Origin of the sequence: Hoeflea marina (assembly GCF_003182275.1) — a bacterium.
Lineage (GTDB): Bacteria > Pseudomonadota > Alphaproteobacteria > Rhizobiales > Rhizobiaceae > Hoeflea > Hoeflea marina.
In genome coordinates this window covers 530,650-546,590 of sequence record NZ_QGTR01000004.1, presented here as the reverse complement: position 1 = coordinate 546,590, position 15,941 = coordinate 530,650, and the positions used below count along the sequence as shown (strand labels likewise).

The following is a 15,941-nucleotide window of genomic DNA, read 5'->3' as shown; positions in this document are numbered from 1 at the left end:
TCGATGTTTTCGCCGGCCGGGTGCCGATATTCACCCGCTGACGATCATCATCCTGATAATTACGAAAAGCACGCCCGACAGCAAGGCTGCGGCCGGCACGGTGATGATCCAGGCGGCGATGATGGTGAGGAAATGCGAGCGCCGCACCAGCAGCCGGCGGCGCTGGTCTTCGCCCTTCCTTGCCTTGGCGTCGTCGTCGGGCTTGTCGAAATGGTGGCGGGTGACATAGTCGGCGCGGCGGCGCGAATTGCCGGTGTACCATTCACGAAAGAAGCCGACGCCGAAGACGGCGCCCACCGCGATATGGGTGGAGCTTACCGGCAGGCCGAAGGCCGAGGCGACGATGACGGTGATGGCTGCCGACAGCGCCACGCAGAAGGCGCGCATCGGGTTGAGCTTGGTGATCTGGTCGCCGACCATGCGGATCAGCCGCGGGCCGAACAGCAGCAGGCCGATGGAGATGCCGAGCGCTCCCACCGCCATCACCCACAGCGGAATGTACACCGAGGTCGCCACTTCGCCGAGTTCTGCGGTGTGGACGATGGCCGCCAGCGGGCCTACGGCGTTGGCAACATCGTTGGCGCCATGGGCGAATGACAGGAGGGCCGCGGAAAACACCAGTGGCAGGCCGAAGAGCTTCCGAAGCGACTGGTTGCGATTCTCCAGTCCCTCCGACTGGCGCCGCACCAGCGGCCGGGCGACAAGCCAGCTGCCGGCGCCGATGACAATGCCGATGACGACGGCCAAGCCGAGGCTGATCGACATCACGTGATTGAGGCCCTTGAGCGCCAGATAGGCGGCGAACGTCCCCGACATGACCGCAATCAGCACCGGCACCCAGCGGCGGGCGGCGGCGATCTTGTCGTCCTGGTAGATGATCGCGGTCTTGATGAAATAGAGGACGCCCGCAGCAATGATGCCGCCCAGGAACGGCGAGATCACCCAGCTTGCGGCAATCCCGCCCATGGTCGGCCAGTTGACCGCGTCGACGCCGGCTGCGGCGATGCCCGCGCCCATGACGCCGCCGACGATCGAATGCGTGGTCGAGACCGGCGCCTTGAGCCAGGTGGCGAGATGAATCCACATGGCCGAGGAGACGAGGGCTGCCATCATCGCCGAGGTGAAGACCGCCGGATCGCTGACCGCTGCCGGGTCGATGATCCCCTTGGAAATGGTGGAGACCACGTCGCCGCCGGCAATCAGCGCGCCGGCGCTCTCGAACACGGCTGCGATGATCAGCGCGGTGACCAGCGTCATGGCGCGGGCGCCGACGGCGGGGCCGACATTGTTGGCGACATCATTGGCGCCGATGTTGAGCGCCATGTAGGCGCCGATGATGGCGGCGGCGACAATGATGACGGCGCCTGGCTGGCCGGTGACGGCGACGGCGGCAAAGACGGCGCAGAGCGCCACGAAGACCAGCGCCAGGCCCGGGGCGACGTAGAACTGGTTGAGCGAACCGGTGGCCTCGCCGATGCGGGTGAACTTGTTCAAGTCCTTGTCGAGCGTCGGCTTGCGCAATGTATCGGGCATGGGCGGTGTCCTGCTGGTCTGGCTCGGTGGCGGGGCAAGATTGCGAAGCCCGGGCCGCGGGGTCTGTCGCCGTGGCGATGCCCGTTTGTGACAGTCGGGTCAAGCCTGCGGGGGCGAAATCCCCGCGAAAGCCGGGTATTGTCTCGCCCCCAAGCTAGCCCAGTCGCACCCAATCCATTGCCTCGGTCGCGTAGGGAGCGAACAGGAAATCACGGATCGCCGAGATCTGTTCATTGCGCCACTCGAGCAGCACAAAATGCGACGGTTTTCCCATCGCATCACGATCGAAGACCAACATGGCCGGGCGGCCATCGACGGCCCCGAAGGCGAACCGCCATCTCGTTTCTTCTGCATAGCGGGTGAAATACGGGACGATCTTTTCGCGTCCATCCCATTTGAGACGGTTGACCAGTTCAAGTTTCACGTCGTCGGCAAGCATGGAACGGATCGTATCGAAGTCGCCCGTGCGGAACAGGTCGACGAAGACTGCCATCTTCTGGCGCGCCGCATCGGGCATGAGCGGAAGCCGCGTGTCCGCCGGCAATTGCGCGAGCCGGCGCAGCGCCCCGCGTCCGCGTTGGAGCGCAGATTTGGCGGCAGCGGGCGTGCACCCGGCGATACTGGCGATCTCGTCGATCGAATGGCCCAGCACATCCTTGAGGATCACGGCGCAGCGCTGAAGTTCGGGCAGCCTCAGAAAGGTCTGGAAGCCGACCGCGACGATATCCGTCTCGGGCATGGGTGCTCCCTCCAGGTCCTCCGTAAGCGGAACGATCGTCCTGCGCGCCCGGCGGCGAAGCAGGTCGAGGCTCGTGTTGTGGGCGATGCGAAACAACCATCCTTCGAGATTGTCCACCTTGGCGCCTTCGGCCCGTGCGCTGAGCGCCTTGACGATTGTATCCTGCAGCACGTCCTCCCCATCGACAGTCGATCCGGTCATGCGGGCGCAATATCGATGAAGCCGTGGCCTGAGCGCCGCCAGGCGATCCTCAAATCCCTCGATGCTCATTGAGTGTTCCGCGTTGCAAATCCGGGCTGATCGGCGAGGGAATGCGCCGCTATGTCGAGGAGAATCGTCGACAAGGCAACAGGTTGCGACAGAAAGGGCGAGTGGCTGCTTGCCAGTGTATGGGTGATTGTCGTGCTGCCGATGGTACCGTCGACCGCGGCGACCATGTAATCCTGGCCAGCCAACGGAACCGCGCAATCCTCCGTGGTGCGGATATAGTGGCGCGGCACGGAGCCAAATCTCTCCGGGGTGATTTCGGATGGCGCGAGGGCTCCGCCGTTCGGTTCGTCACAGTGCAACTGCGCTGCCGCCCTGGCAAAGTCTGCGTCGGTCACGTCTGCATAGAACGATGCCTTCAGCAGGGACCTGTAAGCCTCATCGGCTGGTCCGGGGTTGATCCTCGTCGCGCCGATTGCCCGAGCGTCACCGACGAACAGTCCAGGCGACAGAGCACTGGACATTGCTTCATGCTGAAGCATGGCGAGCAGGGAAAGACCGTTGGACACCATGAATCCTGCCAGATAGACGACGGCTTCCAACAGGTCTGGAACCTGCTCGGCGACAGCCGAAATCGTCATCCCGCCGGCCGAGTGCCCGACGAGGATGATTTTTCCGTCACTCAGCGACGCACCTCTCCTCACCAATTCGACGACCGCCTGTGTGCGTTCACCTTGGGTAACGCCGGCGATGGGCGAGGCCTCGGTCGAGAACGCCGCGAGGTCGAACGGGCGAACGGCAAGCGACTTCGGTGCCGTCGTGTTTCTGCCTGCGCCGGGAAGGTCGAGTGTGAGCACCGCATGGCCCTGGGCTTCGAGCAAGGGCCTGACCTTGTCCCAGGTCGATTGGTTGTGCCACCCGCCGTGGACCAGGACGAAAGCTGCTTTCGGTATCGACATTGGGGCTCCCCCTTGTGAAATTTTACGGTATGTGCGGTTCGCAAAGCCTGCAACCGCAAGTGAGCTCAGACTTCCCTTGTGTCGAAAACAAGGATCTGCACGCCTGTATCGTCGGGAGCGAATAGCCGGCGGTCGGCGGCAGTCGCACGGCCTTCCGGGCTGGCGAATGCCCTCTTCATCGCCTCAAGATCATCAAAGTGCACCGTCCCGATCAGATGGACATCGGCTGGCCCCGCCAACACGGAAACAGGTCCGCGGCTGACCTCGTACCGCCGCACCCCCGGCATCGTCTTGGCAAGCGGAATGTGCGTCCCGAAATAGTGCTTCTCGAACGCCTCGATGTCAGCCGGCTTTTTGTAGATGGCAACCAATCCAGCCATTGTGGCTCTCCTTTTGGATGTGGACATACCAAGGACGAAACGATGGCCGGAAACGGATCGCGGCTTTCGAAAAGTTTCAGGACGCAGCGGAAAGCATGGAGCTTTCCGGCCATGGCCCGCTGTTCCGGGTGTTCAAGGATGACATTGATTCTCGGTGTCGATGGAACGCAATCCAGCCTGAGGGACCATCCCGGTAGATGGTTGCCTCAATCCGTGATTTGACCGGTGAGCCGCGTGGGAGCCTAGACGCCCGGCGCTGGGCTTCGCCGGAACAGCCGCAGGATCCGGCGTCCCATGCGCCAGGCAAATGCCAGGGCGAGGCCAAGCCAGATCAGCGCCGAGATGAGCCAGAAAGTCAGCGAAGCGGCGATGGAGGCAAGCGAGAGCGCAGCGCCGCCGGCCAGTACCAGCACGGCCCGGGTGCGGGTGCCGAAGGTCTTCGATATCCTCGCCACCCGGCGCACATCATCGGTGTTTTCGGCAACCGACAGCGTCTGCAGCGTGCCGCGATAGCCCACCCGTTCGCCAAGCGTGGCAACATCGGCGCCGAGCGCGCGGATGGCGGAAAGTGATTTGGCAGGCACGATGCCGCGAACGGCCATTCGGGCTGCCGAAAGATCGAGGCTGCGCAGCGAGGCGCCCGCTGCCTTGAGCGCATCCATGTCGATGGCGGCTCCGAGCGTTTTGCCGAGGTGTCTTTGCAGCGCAGGCGAAAGCCGCCCCGCGCGCTTTGCCGCCTTGATGGTGCTGATGCCGGCCTTGGCGGGCAGGGCAGCGCCGAGCGAAGCGACCGTGGCCACCGTCAGCACCACCCCGACGGCGGCGAGGCCGACGGTCAGCCGGTCGACGGTCTCGCCCGCCTGATGCAGCCTTGCCTGTGTGTAGAGATCGCGAAGGTCGCCATATCCGCTGAGATCTGCCGCCACGACGCCGGCCAGTGCGGCTTCGCTCGGCGCCTCGCCGGACAGGAAACCTTTCCAGGCGTCCTGCGCGGTTCGCCCGTGGCTTGCCGCCTCGGCGGCGTCCACATCGGCCGAAAGCTCGGGGGAGACGGCAATCCCGCCGGCTGCCGCGACATCGACAAGGCTGACGGCGAGTTCGGCGTCGTCGCTGGCGATTGCCTTTCGCGCGGCTGTCTCGATGTCTCCCGCCGAAATGGTCGCCAGCCGGTAGGCGGCCACGGCTTCCGGGTCGTCGCCACCCAGGAGCAGCTTTCCTGCGCGAACGCCCTGCGGGATCACTTGCCAGCCTGTCAGCACAAGCGCGGCGGCGAGCAGAACCGCGAGGGACCGTTTAAGCACAGCTTCTCCTCCAAGGTTCGAGGTGTCGGGACAGAAAAGTTCACCATAGGCAATCCGCCCGCTGCGGCAAGATCGGCGTAGCGTTAAGATAGGTATCGTCAGGGGGTGCCGCCAGCTCTGCTGTTGACCGCTATGCCCGGCAATCCTGGCCGACGCCCCTCCACTTCAGGTCCGGCAACAGGCCGCATCGGCGATTTCCGCGTTTGCTGTCGCCTTGCGGACCGGTCCGGTGCTATCTCCCTCGTAGCCATGCATGCAGGAGACGCCGATGAGCCGACTGTTCGAGGAACTCGACTACCGCCCGACGCCGATCGGCGATATCAGCCTGCGCCGTAGATTCGAGCACAAGCTCGGCGTCGATGTGCTGGAGATCAAGCTCGGCGAGGAATTCCTGATGACCAGCCTGTTCACGGCGTCGGAGATCGCGCTGGCGCGGCTCGGGCTGGCAGAGCTTGCGGGGGAGGGGCTGGATGTCGTCGTCGGCGGGCTGGGACTTGGTTACACCGCGCAGGCGGTGCTGGAGCATGACAGCGTCGGTTCGCTCGTCGTCGTCGATTTTCTCGAGGCGGTGATCGACTGGCATGTCACCGGACTGCTGCCGCTCGGACCGGGACTTGTCGCCGATCCGCGCTGCCGGCTCGTGCACGGCGATTTCTTCGCCATGGCGCAAAGCGCCGGCGGCTTCGACCCGCAGGCGCCGGCGCGGACGTTCGACGCCATCCTGCTCGACATCGACCACTCGCCGGATTCGCTGCTCGACGCGCGCTCCACCAGCTTCTACCGGCGCGAGGGGCTCGCCGCGCTGTCATCCCATCTCAAGCCCGGCGGCGTCTTCGGCCTCTGGTCGGACGACCGCCCCGACCCCGCCTTCACCGAGCGGCTGGCGCAGGTCTTCAGCGACGCCCGCGCCGAACCGGTGACCTTCGACAATCCGCTGCAGGACCGGCCCTTCACCCAGACTGTGTATCTGGGGCGCAAGGCCTGAGGGCGAAGCCTCCGGGTGGCGTTCCCGTTCGCGTCACGGTGAGTTTTGCCCCCTCCGTCGGCTGCGCCGACACCTCCCCCCGTTGGGTGGAGGAAAGGCACTGTGCTCTCGGCGGGTTTTCCATCCCCTTCAGGGAAGGGTGGCGCGTAGCGCCGGGTGGGGTCCCTGGCATGAGCCGCCCCTCTGCGCTCCGTCCGCCGCACTTCCACGTCTGGCTGCGCATCGTGCCATCGCGCTTTCGCGTTTGTTGGCAAGTGGTTGGCCAGCCTGTACACCGGAGGTGAGGGCCGTGGTCGAGCGGCTGGAGGAGGAGGATTTGCAATGACCACCAACACACCGGGCGATGCTGTCCCGGCATCATCGACTGCGCCGGAGGCGGCACAGGTCCTGCCGCTGACCGGCATCACCGTTCTTGACATCGGCCATGTGCTCGCCGGGCCGTTTGCCAGCTACCAGCTGGCGCTGCTCGGCGCCGAGGTCATCCGGGTCGAGCCGGTGGATTCGACGGATTTCGTCCGCCGCCACGGCGGCACGGCGGAGATGAAGGCCGCGGGACTCGGCGCCTCGTTCCTGAGCCAGAATGCCGGCAAGCGCTCCGCCGCCATCAATCTCAAGGATCCGCGCGGCATTGAGCTGGTTGGACGACTTGCGGCCCGCTCCGACGTGATGCTGCAGAACTTCCGGCCCGGCGTCGCCGCGCGGCTGGGGATCGGCTTCGACGCCATTGCCGAGCTCAACCCGAGGATCATCTATCTCAGCCTCTCGGGCTACGGCGAGAGCGGGCCGCTGGCGCATGCGCCGGCCTATGACCACATCCTGCAGGGCCTGTCGGGCATGATGGCGATGACCGGCACGCCTGACAGCGGCCCGATGCGGGTCGGCTTCCCGATCGTCGACTACATCGCCGGCCAGACGGCGGCCGGCGCGGTGCTGGCGGCGCTGCTGCAGCGCGACCGCAACGGCGCCGGCGCCCAGCACCTCACGGTGTCGATGCTCGATTCGATCGTCTCGCTGATGGCCGCCTATGCGGTCGACCATCAGACCACCGGCCAGTCGCGCGGGCTCGAAGGCAACAAGGCGTTTTCCGGCAGCCCGTTCTCCGACCGCTTCGAGACCGCCGACGGCCAGCTGGTGGTCACCGCGAACACCGCCGACCAGGCGCTGCGGCTGTGCAACGCAACAGGTAAGTCAGATCTTACCATCCATGTGCGCCGCGAATTGGCTGGCGAGACGCTGACGGAGGAGGACCGCGCGCGCATCGGCGCGGGGCTGAAGGCCGCCTTCCTCGAGCGCCCGGCGGCGGAATGGGAGGTCCTGCTCAACCGCGCCGGCGTGCCCTCGGCGCATGTCCGCTCGCTGGCGCAGGTGCTGGAGCATCCGCAACTCACCCACAACCGGCTGATGCGCGAACTCGCGGTGCCGGAACTGGGTCTCAGCGTCAGCGTTCCGCATCTGCCGTTCAGCTCGTCGGGCTGGAGGCGGGGGCCGCTGGCGCCGGCCCCGACGCTCGGCCGCGACACGTCCGCGGTGCTTTCCGAACTCGCCCTTGGCGAGAGCGAGATCGACGCCCTGCGCGCCGAAGGTGTCATCGGCTAGGGCTCCGGGTTGCTTGCGACAGCCTTGTGTCTTGCCATATGGCAATCTATATTGAGCCAAATGGCAATATTGGGTGGGTATCCCCATGGCGATCATGACCGAGAGAGCGACTGAATACCGGCTCGATGCCCATGATCCGGGCGAGGTGGCGCGGGTTGCGGCCAAGGCGGCGGCCCGGGTCATGGAGGCCTGGCGGATCGGCAACGCCGCCGCGGCGGTGCTGGTCGATGTCAGCCCGCGCAGCTGGGCACGAATGAAGACTGGGCAGTGGGCCGGGCGGATGAGTCATGACCAGATGCTGCGCGTCAGCGCGCTTACCGGACTCTACAAGGCGCTGCATCTGTATTTCCGCGACGATCTTGCCGACCGCTGGGTCGGGCTGGCCAATTCCGGTCCCCTGTTTTCCGGCCGCACGCCGCTTGATGTCATGCAGTCGGGCGGCCTGCCGGCGATCCTCGAGATCCGCGCCTATGTCGATGCGCTCAGGGGCGGGGTGTGACGCCGCCGCTCGCGCATGTGGCCGAGCAGGCAACGGTGCGGCTGATCTCGACGGCCTGGTACAAGCCGCCGGTGCTGCGTCCGCTGGTCGATTCCGATGCCGATCTGGAGATCCTTGCCGTTCTCGAAGGGCTGACCAGCCGGCGGCTGAAGGCCGAGGCCAGCGGACTGCCCGGGCTCGACCCGCGCGAGCTGGTGTTCGCGGCCTGGGGCCAGACCCACATCAACGCCGCCTTCGCCTATACCCGGCCGGAAGGCAACCGGTTCAACGACTCGGGCCGTGGCGCCTGGTACGCGGCGCTCGATGATCTCACCGCCATTGCCGAGGTGGGCTGGCACCGCGGCCGCGAGCTCGCGCGCATCAATGTCTTCGAGGACGAGGCGGTTTATCAGGCGCTGCTGGCAGGTTTTCTCGGAGAGTTCCACGATCTGCGCGCCGCGCCGGCGGACACGCCCTGTCTGGGGCCAAATCCGGAAACCGCCTATCCGGAGGGACAGAAACTGGCGCGGCAACTGCGCCAGTCTGGTTCGCGCGGTCTTCTTTATCCATCGATCAGACGGCCCGGCGGCACCTGCCTCGCCGCCTTCCAGCCGCATCTGGTGCAGAATGTCCGCCCCGGCGCGCGCTGGAAACTCACCTGGTCGGGCAACGCGGACTATACGGTGACGACCGATTGAGAACGGAGCGCCAGGCAGCGGCTGCCGATCCACCGCATTTCCCGGCCTGATCGCCGCATCAATCCTATTGAATTGACTGGTCAGCATTCCTGACCTATCGCTCGGTCATCCGGAGCGAGCCATTGATGACCTTTGACAGACGCGAATTCCTGGCGGGTATGCGCGCCAGCCTGCCGGTGGTGGTGTCGGCCGCGCCCTTCGGCATGCTGTTCGGGGCGCTGGCGGTCGACAACGGCCTGTCGGTCGGCGAGGCGGTGGCGATGAGCGCCGCCGTCTATGGCGGCGCCAGCCAGATGGTCGGCATCGAGCTCTTCGGCCATGACATCGCGCCCTGGATGATCGTTTTCTCGATCTTCGCCGTCAATTTCCGCCATGTGCTCTATTCCGCCTCCATCGGCCGCCACATGCAGCTGATGAACGGCTGGCAGAAGGCGGTGGCGTTCTTCTTCCTCACCGATCCGCAATACGCCGCCTCCGAAACCCGGGTCGAGCGCGGGCAGCCGCTGGGCTTCGGCTGGTATATGGGCCTGGCGCTGGCGATCTATGTCCCCTGGGTGCTCGAGTCCTGGATCGGGGCGCTGTTCGGCAGGCTGATCACCGATCCCGAGGCGCTCGGCATCGATTTCCTGCTGCCGATCTATTTCCTGGCGCTGTTGCTCGAGTTCCGCGGCCGCAACCACTGGCTGCCGGTGGTGATCGCCAGCGCCATCGGCTCGGTGGCCGCCATCCATCTCGTCGGCTCGCCCTGGCATGTGAGCCTCGGGGCGCTCTGCGGCATCGCCGTGGCGGTGCTGCTGCCGCCGAAGGCGCCGCTGGATCTCGACGAGCCGATTCCGGCCGAGGGCCACATGGAGGCAGGCGAATGAGCGGCGAATTTCTCGGCATCTCGGCCATCTACTGGATCATCATCGCCGGCGCTCTGGTCACCTATGCCGCCCGCTTCGGCGGCCACCTGGTGCTGTCGCGCTTCGACTCCATCCCGCCGCGGGTCGACGCGGCGCTCAACGCCGTGCCCGCCGCCGTCATCACCACGCTGGTGGCGCCGGCGGCCGTCTCCAACGGCCTGGCCGAGGGGATCACCATCCTGATCGTGCTCGCCGCCGGCCTGCGCTTCCCGCTGATGGCGATCTTCGGCATCGGCTGGGTCGCCATCGTCGCGCTGAGGGCGGCGGGCCTGTAGCCGAGCCTGATCGCCCGGCCGTTCTCCGCTGTTTGATACGGTCCGCCAATGCATGTCGCCCGAAAGTGTGGAGCGGTTTCGGGATCATGACATGCATGAAGACGAAGAGCCAAAGGACAGCGCGGTCCGGAGCGCACTTTCATCATCGGGAGGGCAGCGGGCAATCACGGCACCGCAGCGCGGAAGGGAATGCAGTCGTCAGGTGCATGATCGTCCTGCTCATGGCCATCCGATTTCCCATCCCGCGCCTTGTCCGTTGCGGCTTCGGCATTGCAACCGGAAGCCGGAAAGGGTGTTCTGGGCCCGATGATTCCACCGGGACGGGGCGCAGGCCATGTCGTTGTCAGATTTTGTTTTTCGACCTTTCGAGAGCCTGGTCCGGCCGCTGGATATCCCATTCGTGCCGTTGCCGACCGACGGGCCCGCCGCGCTGGTGCTGCATTTCGCGCGGATGTTCCGCGGCGTGCTTGCCAGCGTCGCCCTGCTGATGATGGCGGTCGAGGGGATCAATCTCTCAGTCATCTGGGGAATCTCGTTCATCGTCGACGGGGTCGGCGCGACCGGGGCACGGGCCTTCCTGCATCAGGAATGGCCGGTGCTGGCGGTCCTCGGCATCCTCGTCTTTCCACTGACGCCGCTGCTGATCTTCCTGGCCAACACCATGAATTCGCTGGTGGTTGGGGTCAGCATGCCGGTGGCCATGCAGTGGCAGGGCCACAAGGCGGTCGAACGGCAGGACCTGGGCTTCTTCCACGACATGTTCGCCGGGCAGGTGGCGTCGCGCATCTCCCAGGTCGCCTCCGCCGTCCAGCAGCAAGTGGTCGTCGCCTTCTATTCCGTTCCCTATTTCCTCGTGCAGTTCTTCGGCTCGCTGGTGCTGCTGGCGACGCTCTCCTGGCCGCTCGCCCTGCCGGTGCTTGTCTGGATCGCCGCCAATGTCGGGCTTGCCACGGTCGCCGTGCCGCACTTCGCCGAGCGGTCGCGGCGCTCGGCCCGCGCCCGCAGCATGGTCGTCGGTGCAATGACCGATCTCTACGCCAATATCCAGATGGTCAAGCTTTTCGCGGCGGAGGACAGCGAGGCGGGCGCCATGCGCAAGGTAATGGGGGAAGCGGTCCGGTCCCAGCAGTTCGAGCGCCGGACCCATCTCGCCACCGACAGCACCGTCGTGCTGATCAACGTACTTTTGATCCTGGCCAATGTCGCCATCGGCCTGTGGGGCCTTGTCGCCGGCTTCGTCACCACCGGTGAATTCGTGGCCTCGATCGCCATTGTGCAGCGGCTCAATGCCAATTCCCGCGCCTTCCTGCAGATGGGGCAGCAGGTCTTCCAGGCGCTGGGCACCATCCGCGACGCCATGCCGGTCGTCACCTCGCTGCCGACGATCACCGATGCGGCGGGGGCGTCGCCGCTGGCCGTGAGAGAGGGCCGGATCGAGTTCAGGAATGTCCGGTTCGAGTACCGGCAGGGCCAGAGCGTGATCAGGGACCTGTCTCTGGTGATCCGTCCGGGCGAAAAGGTCGGGCTGGTCGGCATGTCCGGCGCGGGCAAATCCACGCTGGTCAGCCTTCTCCTCCGTTTTTTCGACGTCGAGAACGGCGCCATCCTCATCGACGGCCAGGACATCCGCGACGTGACGCAGGAGAGCCTGCGGCACACTGTGGGCGTGGTGACCCAGGACGTGTCGCTGCTGCACCGGTCGGTCGGCGACAACATCCGCTATGGACGGCCCGCCGCCTCGGTCGCCGACATCCGGCGCGCCGCGGCGCTGGCGGAAGCGGACGACTTCATCGGCGGGCTCAGCGATGCCGAGGGCAGGACGGGCTATGACGCCTTTGTCGGGGATCGTGGCGTCAAGCTGTCGGGCGGCCAGCGCCAGCGCGTCTCGATCGCCCGCGTTCTGCTCAAGGACGCACCGATCCTCGTGCTCGACGAGGCCACCTCGGCGCTCGACAGCGAGGCCGAGGCGGCGGTGCAGGACAAGCTCGCGCTGCTGATGGAGGGCAAGACGGTCATCGCGATCGCCCATCGGCTTTCGACCATTTCCAGCATGGACCGGATCGTGGTTCTCGACGAGGGCAGGATCGTGGAGGAAGGATCACCCGCCGCGCTTCTGGAGCAGGACGGGCTTTACGCCCGGCTTTGGAAACGGCAGACCGGGGGCTACATTCCAACCAGCATCGCTTGAATACCCCTCCGTCAGATGGCGCCGCGGTGTGGCAGTCGTCGGCGTGGTTGGGGACGATCATGCCCGGCATCCCCGCGCTGGTGATGATGCCGCCGGGATTTGGTTCCCGCTCCTGGCTATCTTCGGCATCGGCTCTGTGCCCATCGCCGCGGCCGTGACGACCGGGCCGGTGATGGAAGCCACGGGAGCGCGGCGCGGTGCCGTGCCGTGCTTTGACGGCACAATGGCTGATCGAGGAGATGGCGCGCCACCCGGATCGCCCGGGTGGCGCGCCGGCAGGGCTTATTTGGCCGAAAGCAGTTCCGGCACGCTGAGCAACACCACTTCATTGTCCGCCGCGGCGTTCAGCTTGCGGCCCGAGGAGAACGGCAGGTTGTTGTCCACCGCCACCATGATGTGGGTCTCGTCAACGCGCATCACGTCCTCGATGGTGAAGAAGGGCAGGCTGAAGCGCCCGGCTTCGCCGCCATCGGTGGCGATCCGTGCGCGGTTGTCGGGATCGGCGATGTTCATCAGGTCGATCTGGCCGATACGGCGGACATAACCTTCTGCGTCGACGCTGGCGGTGTCGATGAGAACGACGTGCTTGACCATCGCCGGGCTCGGAAAGCAGTCCGGCTTCGCCTCGCCGGCGCATTTCAGGCTCGGTTCGCCCTCGCCGTTGTCACGTTCGATCACCAGCGCACGCGTGGCGTCGATGAAGTTGAAGTCGCCGATCGCGGTCGCGCCTTCGGCCAGCTTGAACTTGAAGCTTTCGCCGGTCCAATCGCGCTTGGCCGGATCGAAGGCCAGCACGCGCAGGAAGTCGCCCTCGGCCTTGCCGTCCTCGCCGAGAAGCGGCTTTTCGAGCATCGCCCACAGCAGGCCGGTGCCGGGCTGCAGCGCCATGCCCTCGTAGCCGCCGGAACGCGCGACGGTCCAGTCCTTGCCGATCACCGACGTGGCCGAAATGCCCGGCGTATCGGCGCCCTTGAGCTGCTTGCCGTCCTTCATCGTGGGGTAGACGCCCTTCACCCGGCCGTCGAGACCTGCCTCGATCAGATAGGGTCCGAACTCATCGCCGATCCACACCGAATCGCCGATGCGCTGGATGCTTTCGAGGTCGAAATCGGCGCCGGTCAGGTAGCGGCTGTCGGTTCCATCCCAAGAAATACGGAAGGGCACCTTGAAATCGGGGTCGTGCAGGAAGACGGTTTCCCTGACGTCCACCTTGCCGGTGTCGAAGTCCGTGTCGATGCGGCTGAAGAACAGCATCGTGTCGGGGCTGTTGGCCTTGGAGCCGAAGCCGTTGTCGGTCAGCACAAAGACCGAGCCATCGTCCGCGCGGTCCATCGCGAAGCCGGAAAAGCCCTGCAGGGGCTGGCCGATGAAAGGCAGGCTGATGCCGGTCAGGCGCTTGCCGTGCTGCGCACCGGTGTCGCCCTCGACAGACATAGGCACCGCATTGCGTGCGGCGCCGGTGAACTTGCCGCTGATCCACGCGTCGCGCGGCGCGTCGGCCGGCGGCGCCACCAGGCTCATCGCCGGCAGATAGGCGTGCCCGGCCAGGGTGGCGGGGAAGGTTTCCTGGGCCGCGGCAGGAGCAGTCAGCGCGAGCAGGGCAAGGGTGAGCAGACGGGTCTTCATGGGGATCTCCTTGGTTGGAAATCCCTCATGACCGGAAGCGGTTACAGGGCGATGACGGCGGCGTTATGCTTTCATGACAGCCGGGCGGCCGCTGACAGCGGTGCGGTGGCAGCCTCCAGCCACTGAAGCGCCGGCTCGCCAGTCAGCAGCGGCGCGAGTTCCTTGCGCACCCGTGCATGATAGGCGTCGAGCCATTCGACCTCGGCCGGATCGAGCAGGTCGCGGATAATCAGTCGCCTGTCGATCGGACACAGCGTCAGCGTGTCGAAGCCGAGCATCGGCATGTCGCCGCCCGCGATGGCGCGCGGTTCGTGGACGACGACCAGGTTCTCGATGCGGATGCCGAAGGCGCCGTCGCGATAGTAGCCGGGCTCGTTGGAGACGATCATGCCGGGCAGCAGCTCCTGGGTGCCGCGGCGCGAAATGTTCTGCGGGCCCTCGTGCACCGAGAGGAAGCTGCCAACGCCGTGGCCGGTGCCGTGGGCGAAATCGGCGCCCGCCTTCCACAGATTGACCCGCGCAAACGCATCGATGTCCATGCCGCGGGTGCCCTTCGGAAAGCGCAGCTCTGAGATGGCGATCATGCCCTTGAGCACCAGCGTGAAGAAGCGCCTCTGCTCCTCGGGCACGTCGCCCACGGCGATGGTGCGGGTGATGTCGGTGGTGCCGGAGACATACTGGCCGCCGGAATCGATCAGGAACATTTCGCCGTCGCGGATCGTCCGGTTGGTCTCGGTGTTGACCCGGTAGTGCATGATCGCCGCGTTCGGACCGGCGCCGGCGATGGAATCGAACGACAGCGCCCGGAGCGGCATCTGCATGGCTTCGCCGGTTTCGGCGCGGAAGGTCTCGAGCCGGCGCGTCGCGGTGATTTCGTCGAGGCTACCCGGCTCCCGGGAATCGAACCAGGCGAGGAAGCGCACCATGGCGGCGCCGTCCTGGATATGGGCCGCGGCGCTGCCGGCGATCTCGGCGGCGTGCTTGACCGCGCGCGGCAGCCGCGCCGGATCGACGGCATCGATCACCGTCGCGCCGGCGGAAACCAGGAGCATGGCGACGGCATGCGGGGCGATCGCCGGATCGACCATCACCTTGGCGCCGGTCCGGCCCAGTTCGCTCAGCGCATCGTCGAACTCCGCCGGCTGCCGCAGATCGGCCAGTTGCGTCAGATAGGCTTTCGCTTCGATGCCGGTCTTGCGCTGGTCGATGAACAGCTGCGGGCGGCCCTCGGCGGGGATGATGGCGCGCGACAGCGGATGCGGCGTCGAAGGCAGGTCGGCGCCGCGGATGTTGAAGCTCCACGCCACCGAGGAGGGGTCGGCGAGCACCACCGCGTCTGCGCCGCCCGCAGAGACCAGCGCCTGCATGGATTCGAGCTTGTCGCGGGCGAGCTGGCCGGCATAGGCGAGCGGCTGGATCGAGACGGCGCCCAGCGGCGGCGCGGGCCGGTCGGCCCAGATGGCGTCGACCGGATTGGCCGACAGCAGCACCAGTTCGCCGCCGATGGATGTCAGCGCCGCCGCCAGCCGTTCGACCTCGCTGCCGGGCCAGGTCCAGGGGTCGATGCCGAGCCGCAGGCCGCTTGCGCCCTTCTCCGCGATGAAGCGCGCCAGCGGCATGGCGTGCAGGTCCTCGTAGCTGAACAGCGACGGGTCTGTCTGGGCCCGGACCTGCGCCGCATAGCGGCCGTCGATGAACATGTGCGCCGAGCCGCGCTGCACCAGCGTTGATCCGGCCGAGCCGGTGAAGCTGGTCAGCCACGCCAGCCGCTCGGCGCAGGCCGGCACGTATTCGCCCAGATACTCGTCGCTGCGCGGCACCGCGACGGCGTCGACCCCGAGTCCGTCGAAACACTGCCTCAGCCGAGCGAGGCGGTCTCGGGCAAGTGCAGGCGAGGACAGGACTTCGAATTGCTGGAACATGATCGGGCTTCCTGCCGGGCGGGCATGATGGTCAACGGCGGTGATTTCACCGGCGGACCTTAGAGCCACGTCCGGGCAAATTCAATTGCGCCGGCCCGATGCCGAAGAATCGCGCAACTGCAAATGGTTAACAAACTGGTTGCACAAAT

Annotated in this window: 14 protein-coding genes; 7 read left to right on the top strand and 7 right to left on the bottom strand. The window is 66.2% G+C overall.

Going from position 1 to position 15,941, the window contains the following annotated elements; genetic code table 11:
- Positions 1-30: 30 nt before the first annotated feature.
- The 5 genes from DFR52_RS17975 to DFR52_RS17955 form a co-directional block, all read right to left on the bottom strand.
- Positions 31-1,533, bottom strand: a complete 1,503-nt coding sequence (locus tag DFR52_RS17975) for an inorganic phosphate transporter (protein WP_110033362.1) — start codon at positions 1,531-1,533, stop codon at positions 31-33.
- A 154-nt stretch (positions 1,534-1,687) separates the two neighbouring features.
- Entirely contained in the window at positions 1,688-2,542 is an 855-nt protein-coding gene (locus DFR52_RS17970; protein ID WP_110033361.1) for a sigma-70 family RNA polymerase sigma factor, read from the bottom strand.
- Positions 2,539-3,438: an alpha/beta fold hydrolase gene (locus tag DFR52_RS17965; protein WP_110033360.1), complete on the bottom strand. Its 900-nt coding sequence runs from the start codon at positions 3,436-3,438 to the stop codon at positions 2,539-2,541. Before DFR52_RS17965 ends, DFR52_RS17970 begins: the two co-directional genes overlap by 4 nt.
- A gap of 65 nt (positions 3,439-3,503) precedes the next feature.
- On the bottom strand, positions 3,504-3,818 hold the full coding sequence (locus DFR52_RS17960) for an EthD family reductase (protein WP_110033359.1): 315 nt from the start codon (positions 3,816-3,818) through the stop codon (positions 3,504-3,506).
- A gap of 242 nt (positions 3,819-4,060) precedes the next feature.
- Positions 4,061-5,119: a hypothetical protein gene (locus tag DFR52_RS17955; RefSeq protein ID WP_110033358.1), complete on the bottom strand. Its 1,059-nt coding sequence runs from the start codon at positions 5,117-5,119 to the stop codon at positions 4,061-4,063.
- A gap of 268 nt (positions 5,120-5,387) precedes the next feature.
- Between DFR52_RS17955 and DFR52_RS17950 the strand changes: the two genes are divergently transcribed.
- From DFR52_RS17950 to DFR52_RS17920, 7 genes are all read left to right on the top strand, one after another.
- A complete protein-coding gene (locus DFR52_RS17950) occupies positions 5,388-6,104 on the top strand; it encodes a spermidine synthase (RefSeq protein WP_110033357.1) in 717 nt (238 codons plus the stop codon).
- A 321-nt stretch (positions 6,105-6,425) separates the two neighbouring features.
- Positions 6,426-7,700 carry a CaiB/BaiF CoA transferase family protein gene (locus DFR52_RS17945; RefSeq protein ID WP_110033356.1) on the top strand — a complete coding sequence of 425 codons (1,275 nt, stop codon included), beginning with the start codon at positions 6,426-6,428 and terminating at the stop codon, positions 7,698-7,700.
- An 85-nt stretch (positions 7,701-7,785) separates the two neighbouring features.
- Complete coding sequence (locus DFR52_RS24920) at positions 7,786-8,199, top strand: antitoxin Xre/MbcA/ParS toxin-binding domain-containing protein (protein ID WP_245415391.1); 414 nt, start codon at positions 7,786-7,788, stop codon at positions 8,197-8,199.
- A complete protein-coding gene (locus DFR52_RS17935) occupies positions 8,196-8,876 on the top strand; it encodes an RES family NAD+ phosphorylase (RefSeq protein WP_245415390.1) in 681 nt (226 codons plus the stop codon). Before DFR52_RS24920 ends, DFR52_RS17935 begins: the two co-directional genes overlap by 4 nt.
- Before the next feature lie 125 nt (positions 8,877-9,001).
- Entirely contained in the window at positions 9,002-9,742 is a 741-nt protein-coding gene (locus DFR52_RS17930; protein WP_110033355.1) for an AzlC family ABC transporter permease, read from the top strand.
- A 17-nt stretch (positions 9,743-9,759) separates the two neighbouring features.
- On the top strand, positions 9,760-10,056 hold the full coding sequence (locus DFR52_RS17925; protein WP_110033449.1) for an AzlD family protein: 297 nt from the start codon (positions 9,760-9,762) through the stop codon (positions 10,054-10,056).
- 334 nt (positions 10,057-10,390) lie between these two features.
- On the top strand, positions 10,391-12,244 hold the full coding sequence (locus DFR52_RS17920) for an ABC transporter ATP-binding protein (protein WP_110033354.1): 1,854 nt from the start codon (positions 10,391-10,393) through the stop codon (positions 12,242-12,244).
- Positions 12,245-12,526: 282 nt separating this feature from the next.
- On the opposite strand, the gene DFR52_RS17915 is transcribed toward DFR52_RS17920, so the two are convergent.
- Positions 12,527-13,870, bottom strand: a complete 1,344-nt coding sequence (locus DFR52_RS17915; protein ID WP_110033353.1) for an esterase-like activity of phytase family protein — start codon at positions 13,868-13,870, stop codon at positions 12,527-12,529.
- A gap of 71 nt (positions 13,871-13,941) precedes the next feature.
- Complete coding sequence (locus DFR52_RS17910; RefSeq protein ID WP_110033352.1) at positions 13,942-15,792, bottom strand: aminopeptidase P family protein; 1,851 nt, start codon at positions 15,790-15,792, stop codon at positions 13,942-13,944.
- Positions 15,793-15,941: the final 149 nt, after the last annotated feature.